This is a genomic window from Nocardiopsis changdeensis (assembly GCF_018316655.1).
GTDB lineage: Bacteria > Actinomycetota > Actinomycetes > Streptosporangiales > Streptosporangiaceae > Nocardiopsis > Nocardiopsis changdeensis.
The window spans coordinates 5772138-5787891 of the sequence record NZ_CP074133.1 but is presented as its reverse complement, the minus strand read 5'-3'; the positions used below and the strand labels follow the sequence as shown (position 1 = coordinate 5787891).

Below are 15754 nucleotides of genomic sequence, written 5' to 3'. Positions count from 1 at the left end.
GGGAACCGGACGGCCCTCTCCGGAAGGAGAGGGCCGTTCTTTCGTCATCCGGAAAACGGGCACTGGCAGACGAAAAAGATCACTGATGTGTTGCAGGTCACCCTCGGGGGATGTCCCCGCTTCATAAAACGATTTAGGGTCGGCCCGGTCGAGTACCCCCAGCAACACCAGGGAGCCGTCCACATGGACAACCTCGCCCTGCTCAGCCTGCTCGCGCTCACCCCGATCCTCGTCGTCGGCGTCCTGCTCGTCGGGTTCCGGACCCCCGCCAAGTACGCCATGCCCGTCGGCTACGCGGTCGTCGTCCTCATCGCCGTCACCGCCTGGAACACCGAATGGGTGGCGGTCGCCGCCTCCACCGTCCAGGGCCTGATCCTCGCGATCGGCCTCCTCTACATCATCTTCGGCGCCCTGCTCCTGCTGGCGACCCTCACCAAGAGCGGCGCCATCGCCACCATCCGCGCCACCTTCACCGACATCAGCCCGGACCGCCGGATCCAGGCCATCATCATCGGATGGCTCTTCGGGAGCTTCATCGAGGGCGCCTCCGGGTTCGGCACGCCCGCCGCCGTGGTCGCCCCCCTGATGTTCGCCCTGGGCTTCCCCGCCATGGCGGCCGTCATGGTCGGCCTGGTCATCCAGAGCACCCCCGTCAGCTTCGGCGCGGTGGGCACCCCCATCCTGGTCGGGGTCTCGGGCGGACTGGAGGGATCGCCCGACGTCGCCGAGCGGGCCTCGGTCCTGGGGCTGGCGTTCCCCGAGTTCGTCTCCCACATCGGGTTCCAGACCGTCCTGCTGCACGCGGCGGTCGGCACCCTCGTCCCGCTGTTCATCAGCTGCATGCTCTGCGGTTTCTACGGGGGCCGCAGGCGCTTCTCCGACGGCTTCGGGGTGTGGAGGTTCGCCCTCTTCGCGGCCTTCGCCATGACCGTCCCCTCCGTCCTGTACAACCACTTCCTCGGCGTCGAGTTCACCAGCCTCTTGGGCGGGCTGACCGGACTGGTCATCGTCGTCCTGGCCGCCCGCAAGGGCTTCCTCATGCCCAAGGAGACCTGGGACTTCCCGCCCCGGGAGGACTGGCTCGCCCGGTGGAGCGGGAGCCTCGCCCAGCCGGAGAACGGGACCGGGACCGCCGAGCGGCGCATGGGGCTGCTGCGCGCCTGGGCCCCCTACCTCCTGGTGGCGGGCATCCTCGTCGCCACCCGCACCATCGACCCCGTCAAGGCCTGGCTGACCGGCATCACCGTCGGGGCCTCCGACATCTTCGGCACGCCCGTGGCCCAGGCCGTCGAACCCCTCTACTCCCCGGGCGCGACCTTCATCCTGGTCTGCCTCCTCACCTACGGGCTGCATCGGATGAAGGGCCGCGAGATCCTCGCCTCCTGGGGGATGGCGGGCTCCCAGCTCGCCGGCGCGGCCGTCGCCCTGCTCTTCGCCGTCCCCCTGGTGCGGGTCTTCATCAACACCGGCGCCGACTTCGGCGAGACCGACCTGGCGAGCATGCCCCTGACCCTCGCCTCCGGCGCGGCCGAGCTCGGCGGCGCCGCCTGGCCGCTCTACGCCCCCTGGATCGGCGCCCTCGGGGCCTTCGTCGCCGGGTCCAACACCGTCTCCAACCTGATGTTCTCCCTCTTCCAGTTCTCCACCGCCGAACGCATCGGCGTGCCCCCCGAGACGGTGGTCGCCGCCCAGGCCGCCGGAGGCGCCGCGGGCAACATGATCACCGTGCACAACGTGGTCGCCGCCTCCGCCGTGGTGGGCCTCGCCGGACGCGAGGGGGACCTGATCCGCCAGACGGTGATCCCGATGGTCTACTACGTCGTCGCGGCCGGGTCCCTGGCCCACATCCTCATCCACGGGGTCGGGTTCAACGCCGGGACCCTCGTCCTGGCGGCGCTCCTGCTGCTGCTCGCCGGGCTCGCCGTGTACCTGCGGCGGTCCGACGCGCGCCGCGCCGCCGCCGGCACCGCGGAGGGGAGGGGAGGGAGGGCGGAATAGATACCGGTCACGGCACGGTTGTGGTTCTGGCAAACTGGTAGTCGGGGATACGGCCCGTCCTCCTCCATGAGGACCCGCCGCCCCTTACCTGGATCGCCGCGGCACCGGTTCGCGCATGACCTTCACGACGCCCCACCGCAGCGGTGGTGCGTCAGGCGTGCGCCCGGCGGCCGCGCATAACAAGGAGACACACGATGAAGGCCGACCTCCACCCCGAGTACGTCACCACCGAGGTGACCTGCACCTGCGGTGCCCAGTTCGTGACCCGCAGCACGGTGACCGACGGCAAGATCCGCGCCGAGGTGTGCTCCGAGTGCCACCCGTTCTACACCGGCAAGCAGAAGATCCTCGACACCGGTGGCCGGGTCGCCCGCTTCGAGAAGCGCTTCGGCAAGCGCACCAAGTAGCGGCGCCCGCTCCGCCCGTGGCGCCGGCGCACCCGGCGCCACGGGACCCACGGCCCCCGCGGGGGCGACACGGCAGGCGAGGCACGCGAATCAAGACGGGGTGGCACAAGTGAAGCTGGACGACCTCCTGGGGGAGTACTACGAGCTGGAGCAGCAGCTCGCCGACCCGGAGGTGCACGCCGACCAGGGCCGGGCGCGCACACTGGGCAAGCGCTACGCGCAGCTCACCCCCATCATCGAGACGTACCGCGCGCTCAAGGAGACCGAGAGCGACATCGAGGCCGCCCGCGAGCTCGCCGCCGAGGACTCCTCCTTCGCCGAGGAGGCCGACCGCCTGACCGCCGAGGCCGAGCGCCTCACCGACCGGCTGCGCTTCCTGCTCATCCCGCGCGACCCCGCCGACGACAAGAACCTCATCATGGAGGTCAAGGCCGGCGAGGGCGGCGAGGAGTCCGCCCTGTTCGCCGCCGACCTGGTCCGCATGTACCTGCGCTACGCCGAGCGCCAGGGGTGGAAGACCGAGGTCATCGACACCACCCACTCCGACCTGGGCGGCTACAAGGACATCACCATCGCCTTCAAGAACAAGGGCACCCCCGAGCCGGGGACCGGCGTCTGGCCGATGCTCAAGTTCGAGGGCGGCGTCCACCGCGTCCAGCGCGTCCCCGTCACCGAGTCCCAGGGCCGCATCCACACCTCCGCGGCCGGTGTCCTGGTGGTCCCCGAGGCCGAGGACATCGAGGTCGAGATCCACGACAAGGACCTGCGCATCGACGTGTACCGCTCCTCCGGCCCCGGCGGCCAGAGCGTCAACACCACCGACTCCGCGGTGCGCATCACCCACTTGCCCACCGGCATCGTGGCCTCCTGCCAGAACGAGAAGAGCCAGCTCCAGAACAAGGAGCAGGCCATGCGCATCCTGCGCGCCCGCATCTACGCCGAGGCCCAGGCCAGCGCGGACGCCGAGGCCGCCGCCGAGCGCAAGAGCCAGGTCCGCACGGTGGACCGCTCCGAGCGCGTGCGCACCTACAATTTCCCGGAGAACCGCATCTCCGACCACCGTGTCGGCTACAAGGCCTACAACCTCGACCAGGTCCTCGACGGGGAGCTGGACGGCGTCGTCAAGGCCCTCGTGGACGCGGACACCAAGGAAAGGCTCGAAGCGGCCCAGGGATCATGAACCTTCTTCTCGACGAGGTCGCCCGCGCGACACTGAGACTCGCGGACGCGGGCATCGCATCGCCTCGCACGGACGCCGAGGAGCTCGCGGCGTTCGTGCACGGTGTCCGTCGAGGGGAACTGCACACGGTCGCCGACACCGACTTCGACGCCCGGTACTGGGAGTGCGTCGCCCGCCGCGAGGCCCGCGAGCCGCTCCAGCACATCACCGGCCGCGCCTACTTCCGCTACCTCGAACTGAGGGTCGGCCCGGGCGTGTTCGTCCCCCGGCCGGAGACCGAGATCATGGTCGACTGGGCCATCGAGACGCTGCGCGCCATGGACGTCGCCGACCCGCTGGTCGTCGACCTGGGCGCCGGCTCGGGCGCCATCGCCATCTCGATCGCCCAGGAGGTGCCCCGCTCCCGGGTGCACACCGTGGAGATCGACCCGACGGCCCTGGAGTGGGCCCGGCGCAACATCGACGCCAGCGGGCACGCCGACCGGGTCACCCTGCACCACGGCGACATGCGCACCGCGCTGCCCGAGCTCAACGGCGGCGTCGACCTGCTCATCAGCAACCCGCCGTACGTGCCCACCCGGGAGGCCGACGCCATCCCCCCGGAGGTGCGCAACTTCGACCCCGCCCCCGCGCTGTGGTCGGGCGAGGACGGCCTGGACATGATCCGCGACCTGGAGGCGGTCGGCCGCAGGCTGCTGCGCCCCGGCGGGGCCATGGCCGTGGAGCACCACGACGGCCAGGGCATCGACATCCCCTGGCTCTTCCCCGAGGACAAGGGCTGGCGCGACGTCCTCAATCGCAAGGACCTGGCCAGGCGCGACCGCTTCGTGGTCATGCGCCGGGCCGACCACGAGGACTGACCGGCCGGTCGTCACGATCCCGCCCCCCGGGCCGGCCCCGACCGGCCCACCCGCTCGAGAACGAGGTGAACGCAGGTGAGCCGCATCTACGACTGCGCGGACGAGACCGCCCGCAAGGACGGTATCGCCGACGCCGCGTCCGCGGTCCGCCGAGGCGAGCTGGTGGTGCTGCCCACGGACACCGTGTACGGCATCGGCGCCGACGCCTTCAGCCCCAAGGCCGTCGCGGACCTGCTGGCGGCCAAGGGCCGGGGCCGCGACGTGCCCCCGTCGGTGCTGGTCGGCTCGACCCGCGCGGCGATGGCGCTGGTCGACGACCTGGGCCGGTTCGGCCGCGACCTCATGGACGAGTTCTGGCCCGGCCCGCTCACCCTGGTGTGCGCCGCCACCCCCAGCCTGTCCTGGGACCTGGGCGACACCAAGGGCACCGTCGCGGTGCGCATGCCGATGGACCCGGTCGCCCTGGACCTGCTCAAGGAGACGGGCCCGATGGCGGTCAGCAGCGCCAACCTCTCCGGCGGCCCGGCCGCGACCACGGCCGAGGAGGCCATCGCGCAGCTGGGGGAGGAGACCGTCGCCGTCTACCTCGACGGCGGGGCGGCGGAGTCGCCGGTGCCCTCCACCATCGTCGACCTCACCTACGCGGTCCCGCGGGTGCTGCGCAGCGGCGCCATCCCCATCGAGAAGCTGCGCGAGGTGTGCGGCACCGTCATCGGCGAGCTGCGCAAGGGCCCCGACCGCCCCAAGGCCCGGGAGGCCGGTGAGGACGCGCCGGCCGGGGACGCCCCCGAGGCCGCCGACGCCGACGCCCCCGCGACGGGCACCGGGCCCGCCGCCGGGGAGACCGCGCCCGAGGCCACCGACCGCGACTGACCGCCCCGTCCCGGGACACAGAGACAGAAGGGCCAAGGCCGTGCGGGAGTACGCGCTCACCTTCGTCATCGCCGCCGCGGTGACCTACCTGCTCGTGCCGCTGGTGCGCAAGTTCGCGATCGCCTTCGGCGCCACGCCGCCGGTGCGCGACCGCGACGTGCACACCGAGCCCATCCCCCGGCTGGGCGGGCTGGCCATCTACGGCGGCTTCGCCGTGGCCCTGCTGCTCTCCGCGCAACTGCCGCACCTGCAGAACGTGTTCGTCGCCGACACCTGGATCGGCCTGCTGCTGGCCGGCGGCCTCATCACGGTCATCGGCGTCATCGACGACCGGTGGGGGATGGACCCGGTGAGCAAGCTCGCCGGGCAGGTGGCGGCCGCGGGCATCCTCGTCGCCGCGGGCGTGCAGCTGCTGTGGCTGCCGCTGCCCGGCACCCAGCTCTCGCTCGGCCCCTGGCTGGGGGCGCTGGTGTCGGTGCTGCTCATCGTGGTGACCATCAACGCGGTCAACTTCGCCGACGGCCTGGACGGCCTGGCCGCGGGCATCGTCGGCATCTCGGCCCTGGCCTTCTTCGCCTACTACTACGTGGTGGCGGTGGAGCAGGGGTTCGTCCGCCAGTCCTACCCGGCGATGATCGCGATCATCCTCGCGGGCACCTGTGTCGGATTCCTCTGCCACAACTTCCACCCGGCCAGGGTGTTCATGGGCGACACCGGATCCATGCTGCTGGGCCTGCTGCTCACCTCCATCACCATCACGGTGACCGGGCAGTTCGACGCCAACACCGCCCGCGAGGAGTTCAACTCCGGCCTGGTCGTGTTCCTGCCGATCGCGCTGCCGCTGCTGGTCATCGCGCTGCCTCTGGCCGACCTGGTGCTGGCCGTGCTGCGCCGCACCCTGGCGGGCAAGTCGCCGTTCGCCCCGGACCGCGGGCACCTGCACCACCGCCTGCTCGACATGGGGCACAGCCACGTGCGCGCGGTGCTGCTCATGTACCTGTGGGCGGGGATCGTGGCGTTCGCCGCGGTGGCGCTGTCGGTGTTCGACTCCGCGGTGGTCGTGCTGACGGTGACCGCCCTGGTCGCGGTCTGCGCGGTCGGCCTCATCGCCCTGCCCCGGCTGCGCCGCCGCGGCCTGCTGCCCTGGGACCGGGCGCGCGGCCCCCGTTCCGGGGACGGTGTGAAACGGTGAGAGGACTGTGACCTCGGAAAGGGGTCGCAGGTCCCTTTCGGCACCCGGTACGGGGTGCCTCCGAGGTGGTCGTGACGGGTGTGGCCAAGGTGACACAAGGCCCGAAACGCGGGCGGAGCGGGCGTTTCCCGAGGCGTTAAGGTCGCGTTAAGGAACCCCCGGATTCAGCACCGAAAACCTTGTGATAGCTTTCACGAGCAGGCAACCACTGAACCTCACGGAGCTTTTCTGATGCAGGAACACGACGCCCGGACCCTCCGCGGCGCCGCGATTCCGACGGCACTGGTCGGCGTGGTCGCGATGATCGCCGGCTTCGCCCTCAGCAACGTCCAGGGACTCCTCGGCGCCCTCTTCGCGGTCGCCCTGGTGATCGGTGCGTTCGCCAGTTCGGCGTTCGTCATCTCCTGGACCGGCGGTCGGCGTCCGGAGCTCCTCCTCCCGGTGGCCTTCCTCGTCTACACGACCAAGTTCGGCATCCTCCTGGCCGTCCTGCTGACCTTCAAGGGCACGCAGGCACTGGACACGCAGGTGTTCGGCTGGTCGGCGCTGGCGTGTGTCATCGCGTGGCTGACGGCCCAGGCCGTGGCGGTCAAGCGCAGCAAGCAGCCGACCATCGTCCCCGCGGGCGAGGACGAGTCCGAGTCCGAGGACAGTGAGGCGCGCCGGTGACCCCGTTCGGGCGGGGGGGTGCGCCGAGCCTGATCACCTACTGCTATCTTCCGGAGCGAGAGCATGAGTCGGTCGAGTGCGAAGAAGGACGAGGAATCGTCCGGCGCCAACGCCACCACTCTCATCTCGTACCTGCTGGGAGGGCTCGCCTTCTGGGGCGGCGTGGGCTGGGTCGTGGACTGGGCCCTGGGCTTCTCGGGTCTCTTCCTGCCCATCGGGCTGGGAGTGGGCCTGGTCGGCTCGATCTACCTCATCTATGCCCAGTACGTCCGGTCCTGACCGAACACCCGGGTGCGTCCGCCCCCGCTGTGGGCGGGACCGTCCCGACGAGAACACCAAGGATTGAGTTGCGTCACGACGAAAGGGATCGCCGTGGGTGCTGACGTGAGCGTCGTCGCGGCGTCCGAATCAGGCTGCCACCTCTTCGGAGACGGGTGCGGGTTCGAGGCTCCGGGAGTGAGCCTCTTCAACCCGACCCCGTGGGTGGACTTCGGTCTTCCCCTCACCTCCGGGCTGAACAAGTACTACCTGGTCGCGGTGGTCGCACTGATCGTCGCCGCCGCCTTCTGGTACTTCACCACCCGCAAGGCCAAGGTCGTCCCCGGCCGCGGTCAGAGCATGGCCGAGATGCTGGTCATGTTCATCCGCGACCAGGTCACCCGGACCACCATGGGCAAGAAGGGGGACAAGTACCTCCCCCTGATGGTGACCCTGTTCCTGTTCATCTTCTGCATGAACATCATGGGTCTCATCCCCGGCCTCCAGCTGCCGGTGACCTCCAACCTGGCCTTCCCCGCGGTCCTGGCCCTGTTCATCTTCGTCCTGTGGAACGTGGTCGGCATCCGTGAGCACGGTGCCGCCGCCCACTTCAAGGCCCGCCTGGTCCCCAGCGGCGTCCCCGGGTGGATCCTGCCGGTCGTGGTGCCCATCGAGGCGCTGTCGAACTTCATCATCCGGCCGGCCACGCACATGATCCGTCTGTTCGCGACCATGTTCGCCGGGCACCTGCTGCTCGCACTGTTCGCGGCCGCCGGGTTCTACATGTTCAACCCGATGTCCCAGATGGGGCCGCTGTTCGGCGCCATCTCGGTCGGCTACTCCGGCATCGCCCTGGTCGGCTTCCTGGTCTTCACGGCCTTCGAGCTGTTCATCATGGCGGTCCAGGCCTACGTCTTCATCCTCCTCTCCTCCATCTACCTCGGTGAGGCCATGGAGGGCGCGCACTAGGAGAGGCCCCCGTGGTCCCTCCCAGTGCGCACCGCTGGACCTGTTTTCCGTTTTGTCACGTTCGCCCGACGACGTCCATGATCGTCGGCCTGTAGTAAAGGGAATATCAATGGATCTCGCCGCCATCGAAGGTAACCTCAACAGCATCGGTTACGGCCTCGCCGCCATCGGCCCCGGCATCGGCGTGGGTCTCGTCTTCGGTCTCGGTGTCCAGGCCATCGCCCGCCAGCCCGAGGCCCGCGGTGTCCTGCAGGGTCAGATGATCTTCGGCTTCGCCGTCATCGAGGCCCTGGCCATCCTCGGCTTCGTTCTCGCGTTCGCCGTCTAGTAACACCTGGTCATACAGAACGCGAAGGGGATGCCAACCGTGTATTTGGCAGCTGAACAAGAAAACGTCCTGCGCATCCACTGGGACGAGTTCACCTTCGGCCTCATCGCCTTCCTCATCATCCTCGGCGTCGTCTACAAGATGTGGCCGCGGCTGACGAAGGCGCTGGACGAGCGTGCCGACCAGATCGAGGGTGGCATCGCTCGCGCTCAGAAGGCCGAGGCCGAGGCGGACGAGATCCGCCAGCAGTACCGCGAGAAGCTCGAAGAGGCCCACCGCGAGTACGCGCAGGAGCTGGAGAAGGCCAAGGAGCAGCGGGCGGCGATCATCGCCGAGGCGCGCGAGGAGGCCCAGGCCGAGGCTCGCCGCATCGTCGACGCCGCCCACGCTCAGATCGAGGCCGACCGCCAGCAGGCGTTCGCCCAGCTGAAGGGTGAGATCGGCGCGCTCTCCACCGAGCTCGCCAGCCGCATCGTCGGTGAGAGCCTCAGCGACAGCGCCGCCCAGAGCCGCGTCATCGACCGGTTCCTGGACGAGCTGGAGCAGAGCGAGGGCAAGCAGCAAGCCGAGGTGCGCTGATGCGTGGTATCAGCCGTACGTCGCTGACCGAGGTGACCCGGCGCCTGGACGAGAACGTCCTGGCGTCGGCCGGCGCCACCGGCGGTGTGGCCCTGGGCGGCGAGCTGTTCCAGGTCGTCGCCCTGCTCACCGAGGAGCACTCGCTGCGCCGCTGGCTCGCCGACCAGGCGAACCCGGCGGAGGCCAAGTCCGCCCTCATCGGGCAGCTGCTGGAGTCCAAGGTCTCGCCGTCCGCGGTCCTCGTGGCCGGCGACGCCGTCTCGGCCAAGTGGTCGAGCGCGCGCGACCTCGTGGACGCCGTGGAGCGGATGGCGGTCTACGCCACCATCTCCTCGCTCCGCAGCGCCGCGGCCCTGGACGGCCTGGAGGACGAGCTGTTCCGCTTCGAGCGGATCGTCGCCTCCCAGCCGCAGCTGCGCGAGGCCCTGACCCGTGACGGTGTCGGCTCCGAGCACAAGCTCTCCCTGGTGGAGAGCCTGCTCTCGGGCAAGGTGGACCCCGCGACGCTGACCCTGGTCGGCGAAGCGGTCACCCGGCCCCGGGGCCGTACCCTGGAACAGGCGCTGGAGAACTACGGGCACATCGTCGCCGAGCGCGCCAAGCGCTACGTCGCGGTCGTCCGCAGCGCCGTCGCCCTGAGCGAGGACCAGCAGTCCCGGCTGGGGGCCGCGCTCACGCGCGCCTACGGCCGCGACATCCACCTGAACATCGAGGTCGCCCCCGAGATCGTGGGTGGGCTTTCCATCCAGGTGGGTGACGAGGTCATCGACGGGACCATCGCCGGGCGTATCGCCGAGGCCCAGCGCCGTCTGGCCGGCTGAAGAAACGCAAGGCAAGTACGCACGGCGCCGGTCAGGCGCCACTTGAGAGCAAGGACAACGTAGAGATGGCGGAGCTGACGATCCGGCCGGACGAGATCCGGGACGCGCTGCAGCGCTTCGTCCAGTCGTACGAGCCTGAGGCCACCCGCGCGGAAGAGGTCGGTACCGTCACCTACTCCGGTGACGGCATCGCCCGCGTCAGTGGCCTCCCCTCGGCGATGGCGAACGAGCTGCTGGAATTCGAGGACGGAACCCTGGGCCTGGCCCAGAACCTCGAGATCGGCGAGATCGGTGCCGTTGTGCTGGGCGACTTCACCGGCATCGAGGAGGGCCAGAAGGTGCGCCGCACCGGACGCCTCCTCTCCGTGCCGGTGGGTGACGACTTCCTCGGCCGCGTGGTGGACCCCCTGGGCAACCCCATCGACGGCAAGGGCGAGATCGAGTCCACCGAGACCCGCGAGCTGGAGCTCCAGGCCGCGACCGTGATGGAGCGCAAGCCCGTCCACGAGCCGCTCCAGACCGGTATCAAGGCCATCGACTCGATGACCCCGATCGGCCGCGGCCAGCGCCAGCTGGTCATCGGCGACCGGCAGACCGGCAAGACCGCGGTCTGCATCGACGCGATCATCAACCAGAAGGCGAACTGGGAGTCCGGCGACCCCGACAAGCAGGTGCGCTGCATCTACGTCGCGGTCGGCCAGAAGGGCTCGACCATCGCCGGCGTGCGCGGTGCCCTGGAGGAGGCCGGCGCGATGGAGTACACCACCATCGTCGCCGCCCCCGCCTCCGACGCCGCGGGCTTCAAGTACCTCGCCCCCTACACCGGTTCGGCCCTGGGCCAGCACTGGATGTACCAGGGCAAGCACGTCCTCATCGTCTTCGACGACCTGACCAAGCAGGCCGAGGCCTACCGCGCCGTCTCCCTGCTGCTGCGCCGCCCGCCGGGCCGCGAGGCCTACCCGGGTGACGTCTTCTACCTGCACTCCCGGCTCCTGGAGCGCTGCGCCAAGCTCTCCGACGAGCTGGGCAAGGGCTCGCTGACGGCGCTGCCGATCATCGAGACCAAGGCGGGCGACGTCTCGGCCTACATCCCGACCAACGTCATCTCCATCACCGACGGCCAGGTCTTCCTGGACTCCGACCTGTTCAACCAGGGTCAGCGTCCGGCCATCGACGTCGGTATCTCGGTCTCCCGTGTCGGTGGCGCGGCCCAGACCAAGGCGATGAAGAACGTCTCCGGCACCCTCCGGCTGGGCCTGGCCCAGTACCGCGAGCTCGAGGCCTTCTCGGCCTTCAGCTCCGACCTGGACGCGGTCTCCAAGCAGCAGCTGGCGCGCGGCGCCCGCCTGATGGAGCTGCTCAAGCAGGGCCAGTACTCCCCGTTCGCGATGGAGAAGCAGGTCGTCTCCATCTGGATGGGCACCACCGGCCGCATCGACGACGTCCCGGTCGAGGACGTGCGCCGCTTCGAGGACGACTTCCTGGACTTCCTCGACCGCGAGCACACCGCGATCCTGGACGGCATCCGCGAGAGCGGGAAGTTCGGCGAGGAGACCGAGCAGGCCCTGGAGGGCGCGCTCGACAAGTTCAAGCAGGGCTTCCAGACCTCCGCGGGCACCCTCCTGGGCACCGAGGCCGAGGCCGAGGCGCTCGAAGAGGAGAACGTCGGCCAGGAGACCATCAAGGTCGCCAAGGGCGGGAAGTAACCCATGGGTGCACAGCTTCGCGTCTATCGCCGGAGGATCCGCTCGACGAAGTCGATGGCGAAGATCACCCGTGCGATGGAGCTCATCGCCACGACGCGCATCACCAAGGCGCAGCGTGCGGCTGAGGCTGCCGGACCCTACGCGCGGGAGATCACCAGGGCGGTCTCGGCCCTGGCGAGCCGGGTGTCCGACCACCCGCTGCTGACCGAGGCCGAGAACCCCACCCGGGCCGCCGTCCTGGTCATCACCAGCGACAAGGGTCTGGCCGGCGCCTTCTCGTCCAACGTCCTCAAGGAGGCGGACTCCCTCGCCAGGCTCCTCCAGGAGCAGGGCAAGGAGGTCGTCACCTACATGGTGGGACGCAAGGGGACGGGCTTCTACAAGTTCCGCGGCCGCAAGGTCGAGGACCAGTGGGAGGGCATCACCGAGCGTCCGACCTACGCGCACGCCCAGGAGATCGGCACCGCGCTCATGGAGAGGTTCGCCAAGGACACCTCCGAGGGCGGCGTCGACGAGATCCACGTGGTCTCGACCGAGTTCGTGTCGATGCTGACCCAGCGCGCGTCCGCCACGCGGGCGCTGCCGCTGGAGGTGGAAGAGGTCGACGAGGCGGAGCTCGAGGCCTCGCACGGCGGGCAGGCCCTGCCGCTGTACGAGTTCGAGCCCTCCGCGGAGGAGGCGCTGGACCGGCTGCTCCCGCAGTACGTGACCAACCGCATCTACTTCGCCCTCCTCGAATCCGCCGCCTCCCAGCAGGCGTCGCGCCGTGCCGCCATGAAGGCCGCCACGGACAACGCCGAGGAACTCGCCAAGACCCTGACCCGACTGGCCAACCAGGCGCGTCAGGCCGAGATCACCAACGAGATCAGTGAGATTGTCGGCGGTGCCGACGCGCTCTCTGCTGCAAGCGCGGGAAGTGAGTAAGAAAAGTGACTGCGACTGTTGAAGAGACGACCGGGGCTGGCACCGCCACCGGTCGGATCGCCCGGGTCACCGGCCCGGTCGTCGACGTGGAGTTCCCCGTCGGCTCGATCCCTGCCATCTACAACGCCCTGCACACCGACGTGACCGTCGGCGGCGAGACCAAGACCATCACCCTGGAGGTCGCCCAGCACCTGGGTGACAACCTGGTGCGGGCCATCTCGCTCGCCCCGCAGGACGGCCTCGTCCGCGGCGCCGAGGTGCGCGACACCGGCGAGCCCATCAGCGTGCCGGTCGGCGACATCGTCAAGGGCCACGTGTTCAACACCCTGGGCGAGTCCCTGGACGTGCCGACCTCGGAGCTGAAGGTCACCGAGCGCTGGCCGATCCACCGCAAGCCGCCGTCGTTCGACCAGCTCGAGTCCAAGACCGAGATGATGGTCACGGGCATCAAGGTCATCGACCTCCTCACCCCGTACGTGCGCGGTGGCAAGATCGGCCTGTTCGGTGGCGCCGGTGTCGGCAAGACCGTGCTGATCCAGGAGATGATCACCCGTATCGCCCGCAACTTCGGCGGTGTGTCCGTGTTCGCCGGTGTCGGCGAGCGCACCCGTGAGGGTACGGACCTCTTCCTGGAGATGGACGAGATGGAGGTCCTCCAGGACACCGCCCTCGTCTTCGGCCAGATGGACGAGCCCCCGGGCACCCGTCTGCGCGTGGCGCTGTCGGCTCTGACGATGGCGGAGTACTTCCGCGACGTCCAGAACCAGGACGTGCTCCTGTTCATCGACAACATCTTCCGTTTCACCCAGGCGGGTTCGGAGGTCTCCACGCTGCTGGGCCGCATGCCCTCCGCCGTGGGCTACCAGCCCAACCTGGCCGACGAGATGGGTCAGCTCCAGGAGCGGATCACCTCGACCCGGGGCCACTCGATCACCTCCATGCAGGCGATCTACGTCCCCGCGGACGACTACACCGACCCGGCCCCGGCGACCACGTTCGCCCACCTGGACGCGACGACCGAGCTCTCCCGCCCGATCTCGCAGAAGGGCATCTACCCGGCGGTGGACCCGCTGGCGTCGACCTCCCGCATCCTCGACCCGCAGTACGTGGGCCAGGAGCACTACCAGGTCGCCCAGCGCGTCAAGGAGATCCTGCAGCGCAACAAGGACCTCCAGGACCAGATCGCCATCCTCGGTATGGACGAGCTGTCCGAAGAGGACAAGATCATCGTCAACCGCGCGCGCCGCATCGAGCGCTTCCTGTCGCAGAACATGTTCGTGGCGGAGAAGTTCACCGGTACGCCGGGCGTGTTCGTGCCCCTGGAGGAGACCATCGCCTCCTTCAAGGGCCTGTGCGACGGCGAGTACGACCACCTGCCCGAGCAGGCGTTCCTCGACGTGGGCAACATCGACATGGTCGTCGAGAAGGCCAAGAAGCTCCAGGGCTAGACCCTGTAGCCGCTGGGGCCGCCCGCCACGGCGGGCGGCCCCCGCCCAATCCAACCCTGGCCGAGGAGTTCAGGCAGTGTCGAAGAAGCTTTTCGTCGAGATCGTCTCGCCCGAGCACGAGGTGTGGGCGGGCGAGGGCGACATGGTCATCGCGAAGACCGTCGAGGGTGAGATCGGTATCCAGCCGAACCACATCCCCGTCCTCTCGCTGCTCGCCGAGGACGCGGTCGTCCGCGTGCTGGGCGCGCGGGAGAACGGAGAGGTCCGCGCCGCCGCCCACGGCGGGTTCATCTCGGTGTCGGGCGAGGGCCGGGTCTCGATCCTCGCCGAGACCGCCGAGCTCGCCGAGGACATCGATGTGGAACGCGCCCGCACGGCGCTGAAGAACGCGACCGAGGGTGACGACACCGCCGCCCTGGGACGCGCCCGCAGCCGCCTGCGGGCCGCCGGCGAGGACGCCTCCTAGCCTTCGGAACGGGGCCCATGGAACAGCCGCTGGACCTGCTTCGGTGGGTGTTCCCCGCCCTCCTCCTGTGCGCGGCGGCCCTCGTGGCCGCCGCCGTCCTGCGCCGCCGGGTCCTGCTGCGGCACGGCGGAGCGGTGGAGTGCCATCTGCGCTTCCCGGGCGCGGGCGGACGCCGGGGCGCCTGGCGGATCGGACTGTGCAGGTACGGTTCGCTGGACCTGGGCTGGTTCCCCGCGTTCTCGATCAGACCGCGGCCGACGGCAGAGCTGTCGCGCCGCGGTCTCGTCGTATCCGGGCGCCGTCCCCCCGAGCCCGGCGAGCAGCTGCCCGCCGACACCACCGTCGTGCGCCTGACCTGGCCCGGCGGCGGGGACCGGCCCGCGGTGGAGATCGCGATGAACGACGCCACCCTCACCGGGTTCCTGTCCTGGGTGGAGTCGCTGCCCCCGGGGACCGAGTGGGACACCTGACCCCGCCGGGCACCCGCCCGGTGCGCCGCCGCCCGGTGCGCCGCCCGGGATGGCAGGATGCGTTCCCATGGTGGTATCGCGGTTGCGGGGCCTGACCGCCCTCGCCCTTCTCAGCCCGTTCCTCGTCTCCTGCCAGCCGACCGGCGGCCACGTCGCCGCGGTCGCCACCGGCCACTTCACGGCCGGGCACAAGTTCCCCGTCGTCATGGTCACCTGGTGCGGCGAGGAGCCGCCCCGGCAGATCGACCTGCTCGGTGAGACCCAGCGAAGACACCTGGTGGCCACCCGAGAATTCGAGGGCCGGTCCCTGGAGGTGGACCTGTCCGCCCCCGGCGAGGACTGGAGCATCGTCGGCGACGACGGCCGCCCGGTCTACCGGATGGGGCCGGACTCCCCGGAGGAGGAGTACGTGCTGGGGGTGGGCACCGCGGAGGCCGAGCCCGGCGAGGCGACCGAGCACGACATCGCGGTGCTGCGCTTCACCACCGGGGCCCTGGCCTCCGAGCAGGGCCTGTACGCGAGCGTGTCCGGCGAGGGGGAGGCGGAGTACGCCGACCCCGAGGAGTTCCCGCCTGCCTGCTAGGGCGTGCTCGGCGGGCCGTTCCG

At 70.0% G+C, this 15754-nt stretch carries 18 protein-coding genes; all 18 read left to right on the top strand.

The genetic code is table 11. From position 1 onward, the window contains the following. The first annotated feature begins 183 nt into the window (after window positions 1-183). The 18 genes from KGD84_RS26080 (at window position 184) to KGD84_RS25995 (ending at window position 15731) form a co-directional block, all read left to right on the top strand. Entirely contained in the window at window positions 184-1998 is a 1815-nt protein-coding gene (locus KGD84_RS26080; protein ID WP_220562997.1) for an L-lactate permease, read from the top strand. Window positions 1999-2192: 194 nt separating this feature from the next. Beyond that, entirely contained in the window at window positions 2193-2405 is a 213-nt protein-coding gene (gene rpmE / locus KGD84_RS26075) for a 50S ribosomal protein L31 (RefSeq protein WP_220562996.1), read from the top strand. Window positions 2406-2514: 109 nt separating this feature from the next. Then, window positions 2515-3585 carry a peptide chain release factor 1 gene (gene prfA / locus KGD84_RS26070; protein ID WP_220565322.1) on the top strand — a complete coding sequence of 357 codons (1071 nt, stop codon included), beginning with the start codon at window positions 2515-2517 and terminating at the stop codon, window positions 3583-3585. Then, window positions 3582-4445, top strand: a complete 864-nt coding sequence (gene prmC / locus KGD84_RS26065) for a peptide chain release factor N(5)-glutamine methyltransferase (protein WP_220562995.1) — start codon at window positions 3582-3584, stop codon at window positions 4443-4445. The genes prfA and prmC overlap by 4 nt, the downstream gene beginning before the upstream one ends. 75 nt (window positions 4446-4520) lie before the next feature. Continuing rightward, window positions 4521-5318, top strand: coding sequence for an L-threonylcarbamoyladenylate synthase (locus tag KGD84_RS26060; RefSeq protein WP_220562994.1), 798 nt, complete (start codon window positions 4521-4523; stop codon window positions 5316-5318). Window positions 5319-5358: 40 nt separating this feature from the next. Continuing rightward, window positions 5359-6510, top strand: coding sequence for an MraY family glycosyltransferase (locus KGD84_RS26055; protein WP_220562993.1), 1152 nt, complete (start codon window positions 5359-5361; stop codon window positions 6508-6510). Between the two features lie 231 nt (window positions 6511-6741). After that, window positions 6742-7179, top strand: coding sequence for a Cg1360 family ATP-synthase-associated protein (locus tag KGD84_RS26050; RefSeq protein ID WP_220562992.1), 438 nt, complete (start codon window positions 6742-6744; stop codon window positions 7177-7179). Between the two features lie 63 nt (window positions 7180-7242). After that, window positions 7243-7458 carry a hypothetical protein gene (locus tag KGD84_RS26045; RefSeq protein WP_220562991.1) on the top strand — a complete coding sequence of 72 codons (216 nt, stop codon included), beginning with the start codon at window positions 7243-7245 and terminating at the stop codon, window positions 7456-7458. A 93-nt stretch (window positions 7459-7551) separates the two neighbouring features. After that, window positions 7552-8406: a F0F1 ATP synthase subunit A gene (gene atpB / locus KGD84_RS26040; RefSeq protein WP_220562990.1), complete on the top strand. Its 855-nt coding sequence runs from the start codon at window positions 7552-7554 to the stop codon at window positions 8404-8406. 109 nt (window positions 8407-8515) lie between these two features. Continuing rightward, window positions 8516-8734, top strand: coding sequence for an ATP synthase F0 subunit C (atpE, locus tag KGD84_RS26035; protein WP_220562989.1), 219 nt, complete (start codon window positions 8516-8518; stop codon window positions 8732-8734). 30 nt (window positions 8735-8764) lie between these two features. Next, a complete protein-coding gene (locus KGD84_RS26030) occupies window positions 8765-9313 on the top strand; it encodes a F0F1 ATP synthase subunit B (RefSeq protein WP_220562988.1) in 549 nt (182 codons plus the stop codon). Further along, window positions 9313-10134 (top strand): F0F1 ATP synthase subunit delta, encoded by an 822-nt coding sequence (locus tag KGD84_RS26025; RefSeq protein ID WP_220562987.1) that lies wholly within the window; start codon window positions 9313-9315, stop codon window positions 10132-10134. Before KGD84_RS26030 ends, KGD84_RS26025 begins: the two co-directional genes overlap by 1 nt. Before the next feature lie 65 nt (window positions 10135-10199). Continuing rightward, window positions 10200-11840: a F0F1 ATP synthase subunit alpha gene (gene atpA / locus KGD84_RS26020; protein ID WP_220562986.1), complete on the top strand. Its 1641-nt coding sequence runs from the start codon at window positions 10200-10202 to the stop codon at window positions 11838-11840. A 3-nt stretch (window positions 11841-11843) separates the two neighbouring features. Beyond that, window positions 11844-12764: a F0F1 ATP synthase subunit gamma gene (locus tag KGD84_RS26015; RefSeq protein ID WP_220562985.1), complete on the top strand. Its 921-nt coding sequence runs from the start codon at window positions 11844-11846 to the stop codon at window positions 12762-12764. Window positions 12765-12769: 5 nt separating this feature from the next. Then, entirely contained in the window at window positions 12770-14212 is a 1443-nt protein-coding gene (gene atpD / locus KGD84_RS26010; protein WP_220562984.1) for a F0F1 ATP synthase subunit beta, read from the top strand. Window positions 14213-14288: 76 nt separating this feature from the next. Beyond that, window positions 14289-14678 (top strand): F0F1 ATP synthase subunit epsilon, encoded by a 390-nt coding sequence (locus KGD84_RS26005; protein ID WP_220562983.1) that lies wholly within the window; start codon window positions 14289-14291, stop codon window positions 14676-14678. Window positions 14679-14695: 17 nt separating this feature from the next. After that, complete coding sequence (locus tag KGD84_RS26000; protein ID WP_220562982.1) at window positions 14696-15148, top strand: DUF2550 domain-containing protein; 453 nt, start codon at window positions 14696-14698, stop codon at window positions 15146-15148. A gap of 67 nt (window positions 15149-15215) precedes the next feature. After that, window positions 15216-15731 (top strand): hypothetical protein, encoded by a 516-nt coding sequence (locus KGD84_RS25995; RefSeq protein WP_220562981.1) that lies wholly within the window; start codon window positions 15216-15218, stop codon window positions 15729-15731. Window positions 15732-15754: the final 23 nt, after the last annotated feature.

What these genes read in the sequence shown, in the direction of transcription:
- KGD84_RS26080 (WP_220562997.1), top strand. Translation starts at nt 184, where the DNA reads ATGGACAACCTCGCCCTGCTCAGCCTGCTCGCGCTCACCCCGATCCTC.
- rpmE (WP_220562996.1), top strand. Translation starts at nt 2,193, where the DNA reads ATGAAGGCCGACCTCCACCCCGAGTACGTCACCACCGAGGTGACCTGC.
- prmC (WP_220562995.1), top strand. Translation starts at nt 3,582, where the DNA reads ATGAACCTTCTTCTCGACGAGGTCGCCCGCGCGACACTGAGACTCGCG.
- KGD84_RS26050 (WP_220562992.1), top strand. Translation starts at nt 6,742, where the DNA reads ATGCAGGAACACGACGCCCGGACCCTCCGCGGCGCCGCGATTCCGACG.
- KGD84_RS26045 (WP_220562991.1), top strand. Translation starts at nt 7,243, where the DNA reads ATGAGTCGGTCGAGTGCGAAGAAGGACGAGGAATCGTCCGGCGCCAAC.
- atpE (WP_220562989.1), top strand. Translation starts at nt 8,516, where the DNA reads ATGGATCTCGCCGCCATCGAAGGTAACCTCAACAGCATCGGTTACGGC.
- KGD84_RS26030 (WP_220562988.1), top strand. Translation starts at nt 8,765, where the DNA reads ATGCCAACCGTGTATTTGGCAGCTGAACAAGAAAACGTCCTGCGCATC.
- KGD84_RS26025 (WP_220562987.1), top strand. Translation starts at nt 9,313, where the DNA reads ATGCGTGGTATCAGCCGTACGTCGCTGACCGAGGTGACCCGGCGCCTG.
- atpA (WP_220562986.1), top strand. Translation starts at nt 10,200, where the DNA reads ATGGCGGAGCTGACGATCCGGCCGGACGAGATCCGGGACGCGCTGCAG.
- KGD84_RS26015 (WP_220562985.1), top strand. Translation starts at nt 11,844, where the DNA reads ATGGGTGCACAGCTTCGCGTCTATCGCCGGAGGATCCGCTCGACGAAG.
- KGD84_RS26000 (WP_220562982.1), top strand. Translation starts at nt 14,696, where the DNA reads ATGGAACAGCCGCTGGACCTGCTTCGGTGGGTGTTCCCCGCCCTCCTC.
- KGD84_RS25995 (WP_220562981.1), top strand. Translation starts at nt 15,216, where the DNA reads ATGGTGGTATCGCGGTTGCGGGGCCTGACCGCCCTCGCCCTTCTCAGC.